Annotated in this window: 18 protein-coding genes; 6 read left to right on the forward strand and 12 right to left on the reverse strand. The window is 35.1% G+C overall.

Annotation, left to right across the window (positions count from 1 at the left end; translation table 11 throughout):
- Nucleotides 1–10 precede the first annotated feature (10 nt).
- The 9 genes from FTV28_RS06535 to FTV28_RS06575 form a co-directional block, all read right to left on the reverse strand.
- On the reverse strand, nucleotides 11–1,003 hold the full coding sequence (locus FTV28_RS06535) for a glycosyltransferase family A protein (protein WP_179989791.1): 993 nt from the start codon (nucleotides 1,001–1,003) through the stop codon (nucleotides 11–13).
- A gap of 11 nt (nucleotides 1,004–1,014) precedes the next feature.
- Nucleotides 1,015–2,079 carry a glycosyltransferase gene (locus FTV28_RS06540; RefSeq protein WP_179989793.1) on the reverse strand — a complete coding sequence of 355 codons (1,065 nt, stop codon included), beginning with the start codon at nucleotides 2,077–2,079 and terminating at the stop codon, nucleotides 1,015–1,017.
- Nucleotides 2,072–2,923, reverse strand: a complete 852-nt coding sequence (locus tag FTV28_RS06545) for a glycosyltransferase (protein ID WP_179989795.1) — start codon at nucleotides 2,921–2,923, stop codon at nucleotides 2,072–2,074. The genes FTV28_RS06540 and FTV28_RS06545 overlap by 8 nt, the downstream gene beginning before the upstream one ends.
- Before the next feature lie 154 nt (nucleotides 2,924–3,077).
- Nucleotides 3,078–4,790 (reverse strand): ABC transporter ATP-binding protein, encoded by a 1,713-nt coding sequence (locus tag FTV28_RS06550; RefSeq protein WP_179989797.1) that lies wholly within the window; start codon nucleotides 4,788–4,790, stop codon nucleotides 3,078–3,080.
- Between the two features lie 5 nt (nucleotides 4,791–4,795).
- Entirely contained in the window at nucleotides 4,796–5,647 is an 852-nt protein-coding gene (locus tag FTV28_RS06555) for a glycosyltransferase family 2 protein (protein WP_179989799.1), read from the reverse strand.
- The gene (locus FTV28_RS06560; protein ID WP_179989801.1) at nucleotides 5,644–7,563 is read right to left on the reverse strand and encodes a lipopolysaccharide assembly protein LapB; all 1,920 of its coding nucleotides are present in this window, start codon (nucleotides 7,561–7,563) and stop codon (nucleotides 5,644–5,646) included. Before FTV28_RS06560 ends, FTV28_RS06555 begins: the two co-directional genes overlap by 4 nt.
- Nucleotides 7,564–7,636: 73 nt before the next feature.
- The gene (locus FTV28_RS06565) at nucleotides 7,637–8,041 is read right to left on the reverse strand and encodes a pilin (protein ID WP_179989803.1); all 405 of its coding nucleotides are present in this window, start codon (nucleotides 8,039–8,041) and stop codon (nucleotides 7,637–7,639) included.
- A gap of 350 nt (nucleotides 8,042–8,391) precedes the next feature.
- Complete coding sequence (locus FTV28_RS06570; protein ID WP_179989805.1) at nucleotides 8,392–8,646, reverse strand: type II toxin-antitoxin system Phd/YefM family antitoxin; 255 nt, start codon at nucleotides 8,644–8,646, stop codon at nucleotides 8,392–8,394.
- A gap of 22 nt (nucleotides 8,647–8,668) precedes the next feature.
- On the reverse strand, nucleotides 8,669–8,926 hold the full coding sequence (locus FTV28_RS06575; protein ID WP_179989807.1) for a DUF1778 domain-containing protein: 258 nt from the start codon (nucleotides 8,924–8,926) through the stop codon (nucleotides 8,669–8,671).
- A 276-nt stretch (nucleotides 8,927–9,202) separates the two neighbouring features.
- Here FTV28_RS06575 and FTV28_RS06580 point away from each other — a divergent pair, with 276 nt between their 5' ends.
- The 6 genes from FTV28_RS06580 (at nucleotide 9,203) to FTV28_RS06605 (ending at nucleotide 14,650) form a co-directional block, all read left to right on the forward strand.
- Nucleotides 9,203–9,661 carry a pilin gene (locus FTV28_RS06580; RefSeq protein ID WP_257222813.1) on the forward strand — a complete coding sequence of 153 codons (459 nt, stop codon included), beginning with the start codon at nucleotides 9,203–9,205 and terminating at the stop codon, nucleotides 9,659–9,661.
- Nucleotides 9,662–9,912: 251 nt separating this feature from the next.
- Nucleotides 9,913–11,379, forward strand: coding sequence for a PglL family O-oligosaccharyltransferase (locus tag FTV28_RS06585; protein WP_257222814.1), 1,467 nt, complete (start codon nucleotides 9,913–9,915; stop codon nucleotides 11,377–11,379).
- The gene (tfpZ, locus tag FTV28_RS06590; RefSeq protein WP_179989809.1) at nucleotides 11,376–12,119 is read left to right on the forward strand and encodes a TfpX/TfpZ family type IV pilin accessory protein; all 744 of its coding nucleotides are present in this window, start codon (nucleotides 11,376–11,378) and stop codon (nucleotides 12,117–12,119) included. Before FTV28_RS06585 ends, tfpZ begins: the two co-directional genes overlap by 4 nt.
- A 152-nt stretch (nucleotides 12,120–12,271) precedes the next feature.
- Nucleotides 12,272–13,903, forward strand: coding sequence for a PglL family O-oligosaccharyltransferase (locus FTV28_RS06595; RefSeq protein WP_179989811.1), 1,632 nt, complete (start codon nucleotides 12,272–12,274; stop codon nucleotides 13,901–13,903).
- A 218-nt stretch (nucleotides 13,904–14,121) separates the two neighbouring features.
- Nucleotides 14,122–14,364 carry a type II toxin-antitoxin system ParD family antitoxin gene (locus FTV28_RS06600; RefSeq protein ID WP_004974509.1) on the forward strand — a complete coding sequence of 81 codons (243 nt, stop codon included), beginning with the start codon at nucleotides 14,122–14,124 and terminating at the stop codon, nucleotides 14,362–14,364.
- Nucleotides 14,357–14,650: a type II toxin-antitoxin system RelE/ParE family toxin gene (locus FTV28_RS06605; RefSeq protein ID WP_179989812.1), complete on the forward strand. Its 294-nt coding sequence runs from the start codon at nucleotides 14,357–14,359 to the stop codon at nucleotides 14,648–14,650. Before FTV28_RS06600 ends, FTV28_RS06605 begins: the two co-directional genes overlap by 8 nt.
- A 171-nt stretch (nucleotides 14,651–14,821) precedes the next feature.
- On the opposite strand, the gene bfr is transcribed toward FTV28_RS06605, so the two are convergent.
- The 3 genes from bfr to FTV28_RS06620 form a co-directional block, all read right to left on the reverse strand.
- Entirely contained in the window at nucleotides 14,822–15,286 is a 465-nt protein-coding gene (bfr, locus tag FTV28_RS06610; protein WP_131260631.1) for a bacterioferritin, read from the reverse strand.
- A gap of 251 nt (nucleotides 15,287–15,537) precedes the next feature.
- Nucleotides 15,538–15,732 (reverse strand): bacterioferritin-associated ferredoxin, encoded by a 195-nt coding sequence (locus FTV28_RS06615; RefSeq protein ID WP_131260630.1) that lies wholly within the window; start codon nucleotides 15,730–15,732, stop codon nucleotides 15,538–15,540.
- A 172-nt stretch (nucleotides 15,733–15,904) separates the two neighbouring features.
- Complete coding sequence (locus FTV28_RS06620; RefSeq protein ID WP_004809961.1) at nucleotides 15,905–16,288, reverse strand: RidA family protein; 384 nt, start codon at nucleotides 16,286–16,288, stop codon at nucleotides 15,905–15,907.
- Nucleotides 16,289–16,392 lie beyond the last annotated feature (104 nt).

The following is a 16,392-nucleotide window of genomic DNA, read 5'->3' on the forward strand; positions in this document are numbered from 1 at the left end:
ATAACCTACTTTAAAACTTTCTGACAAAAGATTTATTGTATCTTAATTTGTGTTTTACTACTCTTAATAAATGATTTAACCATCGTTTAGGTAACATTAACCATTCAATGACAAGAGGATGTATCCAATTTGGTAATTTTTGGAAAAATGCATCATCTGGTTTTGATTGTGGGTCAAGCTTTCTGGCATATAAAGCGACTTTAGTCCAGTATATTGGTGCAGAATACAACCCACCGTGAACAGCAGACCACAATCCACTAGATGCATTTATTTTTCTAGATACCGTAAGTCTGTTTTCAGCTTCAAGCTTTTGCAAGGTTTCTTTAACAGAAATATACCTATTTCTATAAAGTTCTGGATACCCTATAGGAAGAGATAATCTATCAATATCATGTTGATACCATACGGCTACAACTTCATTACTTCTAAGCCACTTGATTTCTGTACTTGCAGCAATTGTTCTCATCCATTTTTCATCTTCAACAATACAAATAGTTTCATCCCATTTTAAATTTTTAATAATCTTAGATTTATAAACGCTAGCAAAAGTTAAAGCTGGGCATTTATCACTTAATGTTGCAGCACAATAATCTGCTATATTTATTGGCTCAATGATTTGATAACGTGTAAATTCATCTTCTATCGCCCCAGCATAAGTCGATAAATCTGCATTAGAATGAAATAATTCCAAATACTGCTGATATGCCACATTAGGATATAAAAAATCATCATCATCTAAAAAACGAATTAAATCCCCTCGAGCAATAGATAATCCATAATTACGAGCCTTAGAAACATTCCCTTCCTCTAATTTATAATATTTGAGTAAAGGATGTTGAAAGAATGTGCTTTCATCAAAAAGCATGCCATTTTTGCCATTCAAAATTACAATAACTTCTGTTTGAATTTTTGCATCATCAATCAGTGCACTTTTAATTGCTCTTTGTAACAGTTCAGGACGACGACCAGCACTAGGTATAATTATACTAGTTATAATTAACATATTAGAGAGCCTTATAATCGACGATTCTTCTTTGTTATGAATTTAAAGACTCTGGTCACAACACGAAGTGGCGCTGTTAATTCCCAAGAAAATGACGATTGAATTTTCTCCATAATCCATCTAGCCTCCTGCTCAGACTCAGGAATCCTATCTGGTGGGCACTGAGTGCCTTTCAATACTCTATATAACACAGCTCTGATTACCTTCATAAGGCGCCATGATAAAGAGTTATAATAGCTAGCACATAGGCTTCGATAGTAAAAGACATCCTCTCTTGAATAAGTTACTGTCTCCACCTCAAGCGCCCACCACCCAAAATGTGCTAACTTTAAATTCTTAATATAATCTCCTGCCACTTTCCATTCCTGTTTTTTCATTTTTATGACAGCTTCATTCTCTACACCAGCAATATTTGTATTACTGCCATCTGCTCTGAGACAATATTGAGTTGACTCTAATGGTATGTAGCAAGGTTTATACTTATAAGCTAATTGAAGCAAAAAGTCATAATCCTCATATTTCGACAAGCTTTCATTAAAATAACAAACTTTTTCCAATCTATAAGTATCAATAACAAATGAATGTATTGGTATAAAGTTTTTGGTTAAATGCTCTAAAAATGAATAATAATTTCCATGAAAAATATTATATCTATAATTTAATTGATCATCTTTATTATAAATAGCCCAGTCACAATTAGTAAAGCACCAAACTAAAGTGCTATTTTCTAAATTTGAAATGCAGACCTTAAAATGATCTGGATAAATTTTATCATCATCATCTAAAAATGATAAATATCTACCTGTGGCATTATCGATCCCAATATTTAATGATTTTGACCTCGCATCAAAATCAGCATAATGATGAATAAATTTTATTTTTTTAGCAAAAAAAATAGACCACCTCGATAAAACAGGCTCTATTAAACTTAAATCTTGATTATTAATTGTTGTCTGACATACGACAATAATTTCAAGGTCATCATAATTTTGCCCGCTCAAGATAAATAGGCATTTATCTAAAAAATTATGTCTATCTGGCATAGTCCGAACAATTATAGAGACCGTCTTATTCATATTGAACTTTCTTCCACATCGGCTTACTAAAATTCAAGCCATAATTAAAACTAGGACTAACATTCCTAATGCTTTTGCGTGATTGTTTTTTTATATTTAGCATATTTTTTTCAACTGATTGTACGGCATTATTAGAAATTTCCATTAAAATCTTCCTAGAAAAATTATAAAAACTCTTAGACCGCCATTTATAAGCCAAGATCATAGCAGATTTCCAAATCTCTATCTGCCTACTCTTTCTATCTTCTGCAAAATGAAAAAAAAGTGCCGTACTACATGTAAAACATTGAATATTGTTAGCTCTTGCACGCCAAGAAATATCAACATCCTCACAATATAGGAAAAAATCTTCATCAAACCCATTTAAATACTTATAAATACTCTTAGACATGAGTAAACATGCACCAGAACACCAATCTGTAAGGCCTGTATTAGGATCGTAATATTTAGGATGCATTATTGGCTCTTGAATCGCTTCAAACAAGCCATTCCAATTTTTAATTTTTGCTAAAGTTAATAATTCCTCAAGGCAAGTTGGATGCATAAAACCATCTGGATTTAGTGCAAGATAAAGATCAGAGGTGGAATTATTTACAAGGATGTTATGACCTCCTCCGAAGCCTTTATTTTCACCTTTCAAAATAACTAGATTGAAGCTTAAATTATCTTGGGATTCTTTCCACTGAAGTATATGATCAGCATTCTCACCTCCTCCCTGATCAATTACTATTACTTCAGGTATTTGAGCTATAGCTGTCTGGTTTAAAATACCTCTAAAACATTTTAGGATATCATCAGTAGAATTGTTATAAAAAATAATTCCTATTGTTACAGTAGTATACATCACTATTCCGCCATAAAAGAGTTTAGCTGAACATTAGGCCACTTGCGAAATTATCATTTTTGACTATTTTAGACTTTGATATTTATTTAAAAATCAAAACTTATCACTGATTAAATTTCGACTAACGCAAGAGGTCTAATATTTTAGCATAAGTTCATTTCCCTAATATTATCATACCATTACATCTCGCCACGGCACTCTCTCGATGAGCAATAATCACCATCGTTTTTGTCCCACTCAACCCTTGAATTGCCTCATTTACTGCTTGCTCTGTTTCTGTGTCTAAAGCACTGGTCGCTTCATCCATAAATAGCACTTGTGGGTCCCTATATAAAGCTCGAGCAATCCCGATACGTTGACGCTGCCCACCAGAAAGCATAACCCCACGCTCACCCACAAAAGTATCATAACCATCTTTTAGGTTATTTAGGATAAACTCATGAATTTGTGCTGCCTTTGCAGCCTTCATAACAGCATCCATGTCAATATTATCTTTTGGAACACCAAACGCAATATTTTGAGCGACTGTATCATCTGCTAAGTAAATAAATTGAGGAATATAGCCAACTAAGTTCTGCCACGAATGCACATTGTTTTTATTAATAACAATGCCATCCACCAATAACTCGCCTTGCTGTGGTTCTAAAAGTCCAAGCAATATATCCATCAGTGTACTTTTACCCGAGCCGCTTTTTCCAATAATTCCAATACTACTCTTACAAGGAATAACAAGGCTAAAATTCTCTAATATATTTTTATTTGGGTCACTTGGGTAAGCATAACTTACATTTCGTAGCTCAATACGGTCTTTAAAGCTAAGTTGTGGATAATTCTGCTTTTGATCTAATTGAGTAGGCAAGTACAAATCATCTAATATTTTATTGGCTGAATCTAAAGAAAAACGCATACTTGATATTGCACGATAAATATTTTGTGCTGCGGGCAACATGCGATATGCAGCAAAACCAAATAAACCCAATGATGGCAATATTGTAGAAATATTTTGATTATTTAATACTAGGCCTATTGCTAATCCTATAATTGCACAATACCCCATTGCTTCAACCAACAACAAGGGAACATTCCCTACAGTTTGATTGGCGGCTAGATGTCTTGCAAAAATTCGAGATTGTTCTTGAAAATGTTTAAGATACCCTTGATCTGCATGGTTAATTTTAACATCTTTGATGCCACCCAAGACTTCATTACAAGCTTTATAGCGCTCACTATTCGCATGATGAAATTCCTGACCAATTCGACCTAGAAATTTTCTTACCCCTAAATAAATTAAAACATATACCATTAAAAACAAACTAAATGCAGTAATTGCCATATATGGATTATGCATAAATATCAACATAATCATAGCAAAAATAACTATGCCATATGATATTATAATCATGATAGGCTGAATAATATTATCAATCAATTGATCAATCTGTGAAAGAATATTTTTTGTTAGTTCTGAACTATTTTTCTGAATAAAGAACTCATAATCTTGCTTTAAATATATCGAAAGTAATCGAGTCGATAAATAATGGCGCTGCAAACTTACAAAGCGACTTGTTCCATAAGAATGAATCACTTTGAAAATAGCTGACAAAATAATCAGCACCATTGAAATCAGGCCTAACTTAATAATAAAATTAGTATAAGATGTAGCATTTAAAAGTACATAAAAATAATGGAATTTTTGATCATTTTGAATGATATTAGGACTAGAAAGCACGGCTAAAAATGGCATAATTGAGATTACACCAAGTGTTTCTAAAAATGCCATTAAAATAGTTAAAATAAGAACAATAACAAATTTTCTTTTTTCCAATTGAGTTAAAGTTTTCCACAAACGATAAATAATGTCCAACATCTTAATTATTCGCTATCTTTATACATAAGGCTAGTAATTTGTTCTGAAATAAGCCCCATCAGAAAAACCATAATACTTCCCGTATATAATAAAGCACTCATATTAGTAAAACGACCTGCATCCCACAAAGTATAGCCATACCAACCTGTTCCCATTAAAAATAGCACTACAGCGATTGGTAAAAACATCTTTAAAGGTGAAAATAGTGTGGCAATTTTAAAAATAATTAAAAAAAAGCGTACCCCGTCTTTCAGGGGGTGAATATGACTTTTACCTATGCGTTTTGCTGCATGTATTGGAACATAAGTTACGGAGTAACCTGCACGGAAAAAAGCCATGGTGCTGGTGGTTGGGTATGAAAATCCATTTGGCAACAAATATAGGAATTCACGGAATTTGTCTGCTCTCACTGCACGAAAACCAGAGGTGAGGTCTTCTACTTTTTGTTCAGTCATATATGTCGCTAGGTTGTTGTAAAGTGCATTGGCAATACCACGACCAACACTAGCTTGTGAGCCTTTTTGTCTTGCACCTACAACTAAGTCATAGCCTTGTTCAATTTTTTCTAGTAAGTGAGGGATGTCTTGCGGATCATGCTGTCCATCAGCATCCATAAATATAATAATTTCACCCGTTGCAGTACGTGCGCCTGTTTTAATGGCTGCACCATTACCTTTTGAGTAGGGGTGGGAGACGACTTTTGCTCCAGCAGATTCTGCAACTTGTTTCGTTTGGTCTGTAGAACCATCATTCACCACAATAATTTCATGGGCAATATTGAGCTGCTTAATGCGTTCAATGGTTTGCCCGATTGCCCCTGATTCGTTTTTGGCAGGTAAAACAACACTTATCTTCAATCGTTCCTCCTTTCTCTTAAATATTTTTCTTTTAACAACTCTTTTCTAAGTACTAAAAATTCAACGCCATATGCCGAGCTTTGTAAAGAGACTCCACCTTCTAATTTCCTATTTTCAATACTATCTAATAGTTTCAAGGCATGGTCTATGCCACCATGATTACCCAAATAAGCAGCCATTGTAAGCCCCTGTTGCAGATCATAACCAGTATTTAAAGATAACATATAGTAGTTATAGGCTTGGTCCAATTTTTTTTCAGCAGCACATAAAGTTCCACTTAAAAAATAAACCAAAGCATCATACTTTTCTAAAGATCGATAGGGTGATGAATCTTTCGTCCAAAGTAAAAAGGAGCGCATTGCATTTGCATATAAATTCATTAACTGAGGATCATCACTAATATTAATAGTGATATCTCTAATCCAAAAAACCACTTGGGGATCTACTTTATCTTTTAGAATTACAGCTTTTAAAGCCACAAAGTCTTCTTTACTCGCTGTTTTTAACACTGTCTTATAAAGCATCCGATGTAATGCAAGTAAACCACTATTAGGATTATATAATGAAGCTTGATTTAAAACTTGATCTGCTTTAGCGTAATCTCCTGCTTTAAAATAATAGGAAGCCAAGAGACTCTGAGCACGAACAGATTTTGGATTATTCTGTGCCCAATACACTTGTAGTTTGTTATTATCTGCCCATAAATTTACTCGTTGAATTAATAAAAAGGATAATGAACTCAGAATAAGCACAGTGAACACTATAGAAAGTTTATAAAATTTCTCTAGTTGACTCAAATTGTAGAGCAAAAGTGCAATAGGTAAAAATAAAAAGATACTTGCAATATAATTACGATGTTCAAAATATAATTCTAGTCCTAATATTGTTGATTCCATCAGATGTGCAGAAAAGAAAAACAAAATGGCAAGTGCAACTAATGGGCTTTTTTTTCTGACCAACAATGCTACACAAAACAGACAGCCTAAAAATATTGCTGATAATAATGTAGAAATTGGATTTAATAAACTTTTAGAAATTAGATAACCATCTTGAAATAAACCACGACCTTCGATTTTTGGGATGAATAGATTATATAAGTACTCCGACATTATCCTAAATTCACTAAGTAATCGTTCTTTTTGATTAAAATCCCTATTAGGCCAAACATGATTAGCAAAGTTCAGTTCCCTTCCAATCAAATACAAAATTGCAATTGATGGGATCACTAAAAAGACAAACTTCCAAAGTTTATTTATTCTTTGATGATTACTCGGGTGACAATACTCTATTACCAATATTAATAATGGTAACAAAGCTCCATTTTCCTTACTGTATGTCGCAAGTATTGTAAAAAAACCGATAGAGAACGTCATTCCCAGATATGCGAATTTAGGCCGAATCTCTATATATTGCCTAGAGTAAAAGTATCCAAGTATACCTATCAGCATAAACATCAAACATAGTTGAGTCATCCGTTGTACAATATAGAGCGTTGTTGATACAAAATAAGGATGTAATAACCAAATTGAACTTGCTAATAAAGATATCCAAATAACTTTTTTCTGCTCATAACCATAACTTTTTAGAGTCAGACAGGTAACAAAATATAATAAAATCCCACATAATAAATGAATCAAAATATTTATTGCTTTAAATATTGCGGGATTATTCGGCCATGCTTCGGCTGTAAGCCAAAAACTAAATAATGAAATAGGTCGTCCTGTAGGGCCAGACTGGCCGCTCAAAATAAATTGCTTCGCATTTTCCCAGTCACCCATATCACCATAGCGAGCTAAATCACCAAGATTAGAAAAATCATCAAATAAAAATCCACCTTTTAAGCCTAGACTATAAATCCACCCCGCTACGATAATAAAAAAACCAAATAATAAGTGGGCTTTTAATTTGTTATGCATATATATCTCACTCAACTTTGATTATTTTTGAATATAAAAAAAGCCCCCTAAGGGGCTTTTTTAAGTTAAATCATCAAGGCAAAACTGCTTTTGGTACATATTTATTATCGATGTCACCACCTGTCTTTACTAATGAACCAGTGTTTGCATCCATTGTTAAAGTAAGAGTTTTACTCTTAATCTTCGATGAAACACCAGTAGCCTTAAATGTTGCAGTTAACGTACATGGACCTGTACCACCACCAATTACCATTTGTGATACATATTTACCTGCATAAGTACCTGTACCACATGTACCATTTTGCAAGTTGTCTGTAATGTCAGTTTTTTTACTGCCCGCCATAGAAACAGCTTCTGACGCTTGTGTACGCGCGATGTAGTCTTGGTATGCAGGAATCGCAATTGCAGCAAGAATACCGATAATAGCGACCACAATCATAAGCTCGATGAGCGTGAAGCCCTTCTGCATTGTATTCATAACATTCTCCACAAATGTTGTTAATTTAATTATAAGCCTTGTAAGCTATTTTAATGTTAGCACTAAACGTGCCAACTTTTATTATAGACAATTTACACAGAAAAACAGCATCTTATACATAAAAAAATTCAGACTATAAATTCATCTGTATTTTTTTGTTAAAAAGTGACAATTATTGTCAGGTTGAATTTTGTACTTTGGACAAATATTGTCATTGTGTGATGCGTATCACATATATTCGGTTGTTCTTTTTAGGTGTTGTGATGTCGTTCTTTATGTTGAAGTCTATCACTTGAAATTTTTGGGGTATAGTAGGGCGCGATTTCTACCATCGTCTGTGCATCTCAATCTCACTCTATACTGAGTTTATGACACGTTATTTCAGTTGCTTCAATTTGCGCGATTGAGTCGCGTAACCGTTTTGCATTGGCAGGACTTTTGAGTAGGTACGCTGTTTCTTTAAAGGCATTACAATCATCTAGACTTATTATCACCTCGGCTTGTTTATCTTCTCTATTAATAAGTACAGGTGCATGATCGTCTATAACGTAATCGAGTATATCCGCTAAGTTTTCTTGTAGCTCAGCACATGTAATGATTTTCATTTCTGCTCCTTAAAAATTTTCTTTATCTAAAAGCTGGGTAGTCTGTTTTAATCGGGGGAGGAACCTTATTTTGATTTTGACATATTTCAACAAATTGCTCGTACTGAGCATGACTTAACTGAATATGAACGTGTTCTTGTAAAACTTGCGGTGCGTGATTTTGAATTAAATAAATAAAAAACTCGGTGAGTGTAGCGTAACCTAGAGTAGTGGCAGTTAGTTCTGCCAATTGCTTTGTTTCAGCATCTAGATGTATTTCTATAAACTCGTTGTTGGTCATCATTCATCTGTTTTTAAGCATAAAATTTTTTATATTTCGCATGACGCATAACAAACATAAAATTTTAAGGTCGGTAAGATACAGAAGTTTCTTTTGGTGATTGCTCATTTTTAATTAGGCGGACTAAAACACGTTTTTAACACTTTACGCATTTTTTAGGATATGGACAAACGTGAAAAATTTGTCGTTATAAAAGCATGTCTATATGGACAAAATATAAAATAGAGTAAATGAATAGAATTCAACAGTTTGGAGCGTGTCCATACAAAGTGACTTATGGAATGTAATGAATTAATGATTGTTGTAGCGATCATTGGTATTTTGGCTGCAGTGGCGCTTCCTGCGTATCAGGATTACACAGTACGCGCAAAAGTATCTGAAGCTGTTTTAGCAGGTTCTACTTGCCGTACAGCAGTAACTGAGGCATTTCAAGCAGCTTCAACTATCCCTTCTGCGGGTAATTTTGGTTGTGAAGCAGGTGGTACTAATGCTGCATCAAAAGTGTCTAAATATGTACAGCAAGTTACCACACTTACTGGTGGTATTATTAACGTGACACTAACTAATGATGATAGTTTAAAAGGGGCGAAGAGTGGAAAAATTGTTATGACTCCTTTGCAAGCTGATGGTACAACTGCTGTAGCTATTGGTACAGGTGTTGGTGCTTGGAAATGCGGAGCGGATAGTACTACTCCTAATCTAGTTAAATATTTACCAGCTTCTTGCCGTGATTAAGAAACTAAAAAAAAGGGTGTTTATAACCCCCTTTTTTTAGGTAATAATACTGTGATAATAAAATACCTATTATATATATTATTTGTTGCATTTAGTATTTCTTATTTACTACCAAATCATTACGGGCTTTGGCTTAATGTATATCAAGATATGGCGATGTTTGTTGTATTATTGATTTTACTGATTCTAGTTATAAGCAGTTCAAAAAAAGTACATATTCATTTTTTATTTTATTATAGCCTATTAATTTCTTGCATACCTTGGTTGCAATACATATTTCAAAATATATTTTTTTTGGTGATGCTGTTATTGTATTTATATATCTCCTTGGTTTTTCACTTTCTATATTTAGTGGTTTTAATCTAGCTAGGTCTTTTGGTTTAGTTAAAGTACTATATAGTATCTCTATATCTATTATATTTGTTTCGATTATTTCAGTTTATATACAATTACAACAATGGTTATTATTAGCAAATGGCAGTATCTGGATGGCAGACTTACCTCCTGGGGGGAGACCATTCGCAAATTTCGCTCAGCCTAATAATCTAGCAACTTTTCTTTGCTTAGGTCTTCTGTCTACATTTTATTTATTTGAAAATAAAAAAATTAATTATAAGGTGGGAAGCATTTTAGCTTTATTTATTCTTTTTGGTTTGGCATTGACTCAGTTTAGAACTGCTTGGTGTTTTTTATTTTTTTTCTCAATTTGGTGGGTTTGGAAGTATAGAGATATCAATTCTCGCTTAGATAAAATGATTCCTTTTATTTTCTTGGTAATATTTTGTGTGATTTTATTTAGCTTACCTTATATTTCAGATTTTTTAAATATAACACAGGTAAGAGCATTCACTGAAAGAGCTTCTAGTGGGTATGAGCGATTAGAGCTTTGGCAACAGATGTTATATGCTATAAACCAACAACCTATTTGGGGGTATGGGTGGAATCAGATTAGTGTTGCACAACTAACTGTTACGCAAGATCTACCAGTTCCTATAATTATTGATTATAGTCATAATATTTTAATAGATTTGTTGCTTTGGAATGGTTTGCCGTTAGGGATTTTAATTATTTCAGTTTTTTTATGGCGCTTATATCGTTTAAGTAAATTAACAAGCTCTCCAGAGGTTTTTATTGCTCTATCCATGCTAGGCGCCATACTTACTCATGCAATGTTGGAATATCCATTAGCGTATGCTTTTTTCTTAATTCCATTCGGTCTAATAATTGGTGCATTAGAAAGTATTGATCCAAAAATAAGGGTATTCAATATACCTAGTTTACCTTTAAATGTATTTATTTTTTGTACTGTAATTGCATACATTTGGGTTTTTGTCGAATATCGTAAAGTTGAAAAAGACAATGAGTTACTCCAATATGAAATGAAAAATATAGGTACATTACATAGTGATACTGATACTCCTGATATTATTCTGTTAACTCAATTGAGAGAGTATATTCGTTTTTTTAGAACTGAGCCTGCGGCAGGCATGGATCATAAAAAAACTGAGTGGGCAAGACATGTTGCATATCGCTATCCTAATTCTATAAGTTTGTATCGCTATGCACAGATGTTAGCTTTTAATGGACACTCTGAATTAGCTATGCAACATCTGGACATATTAAATAAATTATATAATGTTAATTTGTCTTTAGAGTCTCTCTATATAGATAATAATTCATTAAGCTTTGAGTGGAATAATAAGGGACTTAAACCATGAATATAGTTTCCAAACGAATTGGTTTTTTTCTTGGTCATCTTAGTGCTTCTTTTTTGATTGCTTGCTTGATATCAATACTTGTTCTTTATAGTTGGTATCCATCGCCACTTGCCACAGCAGTTGGCGTAACGGATATCTTTTTAATGCTGTTGGTTATCGACGTAATTTTAGGACCGCTTTTAGGTTTATTAGTCTATAAAGAAGGCAAAAAAACACTTAAATTTGATCTTAGTGTCATTATTCTCATTCAAATTGCGGCTTTATGTTATGGCGTATATAGCATTGAGCAAGGTCGTCCTGCATGGTTAGTTTATAATGTAGATCGTTTTGAATTGGTTAGAAAAAATGAATTGGTTGATACGAATATCCAGCAAACACAACCACAATTCCAGCAACCTTCATGGTTTAAGCCGCAATATGTGGCAACTAAATTTGCCAAAGATACACAACAACGCAGTGATGAAATGTTTGCAGAAGTATTTAGCGGTATTTCTCTTGCACAGCGCCCAGAACGCTATGTAGAACTGACTCAAGCCACAACCCAAATCCAACAACGTGCATTGCCGCTTGCAGAATTAGAACAATACAATTCAAAAACTGAAGTTGAAAAAACTTTAGCAAAATATCCAAGTGCAGATGCTTGGCTACCCTTAAAAGCCAATGCAGTCGATATGGTGGTTTTGGTCAATAAAGAATCCGCATCTATCATCAAAATAGTAGACCTAAGACCGTGGCAATAATTACTTAGATTAAAAATGGGAATGTTCGAATTCCTCATGCAATTATCCCACTTCAAAAAAGGGTAGAATTCCAATCAAGCTTGCTACACAAAGCACTATCATCTTGCCAAAAAAAATATAAGATAGAGCCAGTTTTTTAGTCTAGTTTTCTTATGAAATCTGCATTGCTACTTTTGGCTGCCACCCTCATCTCCCTTGCATGGCTATTGCCCATTCACTACCGGCCGTGGGTTACCTATACAGGCGAACTTTACGCATTTTTTGCCCTGTTTGCGCTTGCCGCTTGCCTATTCAAAGAAAAATTACAAATACCCAAAATCAGCCTGCCCTTACTGGCACTGTGCAGTGTTCCACTCATTCAGTGGAGTTTAGGCTTAGTCTACTTCTTTGACAAAGCCTTGCTCAGCAGTGTGTATATCTTCAGTTTTTGGCTGGCAATCATTTTGGGCTATAACCTCACTCAAAACAGCATCGAACGTGAACGCATCTTCGCAGGCTTTAGTTATGTGCTACTTGGCGTGGGAAGTATCACCGCATTCATGGCAATTTGCCAGTGGCTCACACTCGATCAATACCTGCCAATGATGGTAGATATAAAAATTGGACAACGCCCATATGCCAACTTCGCCCAACCGAATAATATGGCGACTTTTTTGGTGATGTCACTCATGGCATGCTTATATTTATATGAAAAACAAAAACTTAAAACCATGTGGATTGTGATTGCAGCTGCTATGATTTTGGTGGGTGTGGTACTGAGTCAATCGCGGACGTCATGGTTGGCATCGCTGTGTCTCTTGACCTATTTGGGCTATCAACAATACCGTGGCGTGATGCGGATTAAATGGCGCTATAGCTTGCTGTGGTTTGCCGCATTTATCGGGTTAATTTTTATCGCACCTGCTTTTAGTCAATTGCTCTCACAAAGTGCAGACCTTTCGGTGCAATCTCGTGATGTGGTACAACGCGCCACAGGTGATATGTCACGTTTGGTGATTTGGCAGCAAATGCTCGCTGCAATTGAACATCAACCGTGGTGGGGTTATGGTTGGCATCAAACCAGTGTGGCGTATGTCACGATTAGCGAATTTGTTCAAGGTCCTGTGTGGATTCGTAGCGCACACAATTTTATTTTGGACTTTTTACTTTGGAATGGTGTGTTACTCGGCGTACCATTTTTGGCGTATTTGGGCTATTGGGCTTACCAGCTGCATAAATATACCCAGTCGGTGGAATCGGTTGTGGGGATTTTAATGCTCGGTGCATTTAGCGTACATGCCATGCTGGAATTTCCACAAAACTATGCCTACTTCTTGCTGCCTGTAGGTTTTATTATCGGCATGGTTCAATCACAACGGGTGTTTAAAAACTTCACTTTATCTGCAATTTATTTACGCAGTACTTTTGTACTTGGCGCATTGTTGTTGATGCTGATTTATCGTGATTATGAGGTGATGGTGCCTAAATTGAATCAGTCGGTACGCTACGAACACACACCTGAAAAAATCACCCATCAAGAGCGTATTTTGGTACTGGAAGAATTTAACCGCCGCATTGCGTGGATTCGTTTAAATCCGTATAGCCTACAAACGCCTGAACAATTGCAGGATATCCATGAAATTGTGTTGAATTATCCAACCCGCTACGATTTATTGAAATATGCACGCGTATTAGCATTTAACGGTTATGAAGCAGAAGCCAAAAAGCAATTATGGTTGTTAAGCACTTTGTGGCAGGTCAATGTAGATTATGCGACTTTATTGGATGAGGCAAAGCCGCGCTGATTTGTGTAGCGCAAGGAGGGGGATTTGAAAATAGTGAGCCAAATATGGTGAAAATTTTCAATGTTGAAAATCTCTCCCAACTTCTCTTTAAAAAGAGAGGGGGTATTCATTATAAAATTGATTTCATGTGCGAAAATTTAAAGAGATGCTGAACTTTTGTTCAGATAAAGGGAGTTGTGTTAGAATTGTATGATCTATTCACACAATAAGGCATGCTGATGGCGAGAACTACAAGTGTAACAATTGGCCCACAACTCGATAACTTTGTGAGCAAACTGATTGAATCTGGACGTTATGGTTCAACCAGTGAAGTGATGCGATCTGCACTAAGATTATTGGAGCAGCAAGAAAATCAAACTGCAGCTTTAAAGCAAGCGATTGAAGCAGGTGAGAACAGTGGAGAAAGTACACTCAGCCTAAAAGATATTGCTGCTCAAGTGAAGCAGAAGCATCGTGTATAAACTATCTAATTTAGCTGTCGATGATTTCACTGCTATTTATGAATACACCTTACTTAATTTTGGTGTAGCTCAAGCTGACCAATACACACAACATTTGGAAAATACCTTTCATTTGTTAGTGAGTTCACCATTGATTGGTTATGTATGTGTAGATATTGGCGAGGGAATACGCCGTCATGATCATCATCAACATGCTATTTTTTATAAAAAACAGGATTATGGCATTTTTATTATTCGGATATTGCATCAACAGATGCATCCCATGAAACATTTTTTTGCGTTATAAATACTTTTTTATAAATCCAAGAATTAAAAATGTGTATCAGCAAAAATATAAATTGATATTGAAAACATCTTCATGAGAGATGAGGAAGATGCTGAATTGTAGTTAAAGTGCTTCTCTAAAAACAAAAGACTGGAAAAACCAGTCTTTTGTGCGATTGAAACGAGATGAATTTTAGAGTTGACTTTGAATATAGTTTTCAATACCCACAGTTTCAACCAAATCAAGCTGTGTCGTTGCCCAGTCTAAGTACTCTTCTTCTTTCTCTAGAATTTCCTGAACCAAATCACGGGTTACATAGTCCAGTTGTTGCTCTGCCAAAACCACCGCTTTTTGGATTGCTTCAATATTTTCTTGGACTTTACGCACATCGCAGTTCAAAACTTCAACTGTATGCTGACCGATATACAATTTGCCCAAGTGTTGTAAGTTTGGCAGCCCTTCTAAAAATAAAATACGTTCAATAATTTTGTCAGCATGTTTCATTTGACGAATCGACTCTTTATATTCGGCCGAGCCGAGTTGTTCAATGCCCCAATCATTAAACATACGTGAATGTAAAAAATATTGGTTAATTGCAGTCAGGTGATGATATAGCACTTGGTTTAACTGATTAATCACATCACGATTGCCTTTCATTGCAGCACTCCATCAACAATTTCTGCCTTAAACCGCTTAAGGCAATCTATATTTCTATCTTAAACAAGACTGGACAAAATGGCGAGTGATTTATAGAACGGCAAATGAAAATCGCAATCAAAAACAATTAGCTAGGCGGTGTGAAGAAATGTAAGACAAGAAAAACCCGCTGTAGTCGAAAGCGGGAGAGGAAACACCGAGTAAAAAATTAAAATAACTAAATGTGGGGAATGTATTGGAAAATACGAACTTTATGCAGCAATGGCAAGACGAGAGGCAATTTGAGCAATTTCATCACTGATGATGGCACGAGTTTCAGGTGCACAGCGACCACAACAAGTGCCCAAGTCAAACATATCGCGAATTTCACGATAGCTGTCTGCACCATTGGCAACGGCTTCTTTAATGTCTTGATCTGTAATACCACGGCATAAGCAAACGTACATGAATGCAACCACAATAATTGAAATAAGATAAGTGTTATTATTGATAATTATTATCGTTTGTCAATAAAAATCATTTGAAAAGTCATTTATTGTAATTGGGTTTTTGAATTAAAAAATGCCACTTAATAGGTGGCATCGTTTATTTGTTTTTAAGTATTTGAATGATAATGACTTATGAATTGATAATCACAACGCCATCCATTTCAACTAAAGCACCTTTAGGTAAGCTGGCCACACCTAAGGCTGCACGCGCAGGGTAAGGTTGTGCAAAATATTCACCCATAATCTGATTGACCAATTGGAAGTGTGATAAATCCGTCAGGAAAATATTGAGCTTGGCAATATCGGCCAAAGAGCCACCCGCCGCTTCGCAAACGGCCTTTAAGTTATCAAATACGCGGCGAATTTGCGCTTCAATGCCTTCTACCAATTCCATGCTGTACGGGTCTAAACCAATTTGACCTGATAAATAAACCGTATTGCCCACTAAAATGGCTTGAGAGTAAGTACCAATTGCTGCAGGTGCATTTTCAGTATGGATGACTTGGCGAGACATTGATTTCTCCTAAAATAATGTACGAACATCATAGACCATTCGACTAGCTTTCAGTAGCCTGATGAGTCAGTTATGCAAAATCGCTTGAATGTGCGGCAATATCA

The organism is Acinetobacter sp. YH12252 (assembly GCF_013417365.1).
Taxonomy (GTDB): domain Bacteria; phylum Pseudomonadota; class Gammaproteobacteria; order Pseudomonadales; family Moraxellaceae; genus Acinetobacter; species Acinetobacter towneri.

Excerpts from the sequence above, each read along its gene's own strand:
- FTV28_RS06545 (WP_179989795.1), bottom strand. The coding sequence starts at position 2,923 with ATGTATACTACTGTAACAATAGGAATTATTTTTTATAACAATTCTACT.
- FTV28_RS06615 (WP_131260630.1), bottom strand. The coding sequence starts at position 15,732 with ATGTACGTTTGCTTATGCCGTGGTATTACAGATCAAGACATTAAAGAA.
- FTV28_RS06575 (WP_179989807.1), bottom strand. The coding sequence starts at position 8,926 with ATGACCAACAACGAGTTTATAGAAATACATCTAGATGCTGAAACAAAG.
- FTV28_RS06600 (WP_004974509.1), top strand. The coding sequence starts at position 14,122 with ATGGCGAGAACTACAAGTGTAACAATTGGCCCACAACTCGATAACTTT.
- FTV28_RS06565 (WP_179989803.1), bottom strand. The coding sequence starts at position 8,041 with ATGAATACAATGCAGAAGGGCTTCACGCTCATCGAGCTTATGATTGTG.
- FTV28_RS06595 (WP_179989811.1), top strand. The coding sequence starts at position 12,272 with ATGAAATCTGCATTGCTACTTTTGGCTGCCACCCTCATCTCCCTTGCA.
- tfpZ (WP_179989809.1), top strand. The coding sequence starts at position 11,376 with ATGAATATAGTTTCCAAACGAATTGGTTTTTTTCTTGGTCATCTTAGT.
- FTV28_RS06550 (WP_179989797.1), bottom strand. The coding sequence starts at position 4,790 with ATGTTGGACATTATTTATCGTTTGTGGAAAACTTTAACTCAATTGGAA.
- FTV28_RS06535 (WP_179989791.1), bottom strand. The coding sequence starts at position 1,003 with ATGTTAATTATAACTAGTATAATTATACCTAGTGCTGGTCGTCGTCCT.
- FTV28_RS06570 (WP_179989805.1), bottom strand. The coding sequence starts at position 8,646 with ATGAAAATCATTACATGTGCTGAGCTACAAGAAAACTTAGCGGATATA.
- bfr (WP_131260631.1), bottom strand. The coding sequence starts at position 15,286 with ATGAAAGGCAATCGTGATGTGATTAATCAGTTAAACCAAGTGCTATAT.
- FTV28_RS06620 (WP_004809961.1), bottom strand. The coding sequence starts at position 16,288 with ATGTCTCGCCAAGTCATCCATACTGAAAATGCACCTGCAGCAATTGGT.
- FTV28_RS06580 (WP_257222813.1), top strand. The coding sequence starts at position 9,203 with ATGGAATGTAATGAATTAATGATTGTTGTAGCGATCATTGGTATTTTG.
- FTV28_RS06560 (WP_179989801.1), bottom strand. The coding sequence starts at position 7,563 with ATGCATAACAAATTAAAAGCCCACTTATTATTTGGTTTTTTTATTATC.
- FTV28_RS06540 (WP_179989793.1), bottom strand. The coding sequence starts at position 2,079 with ATGAATAAGACGGTCTCTATAATTGTTCGGACTATGCCAGATAGACAT.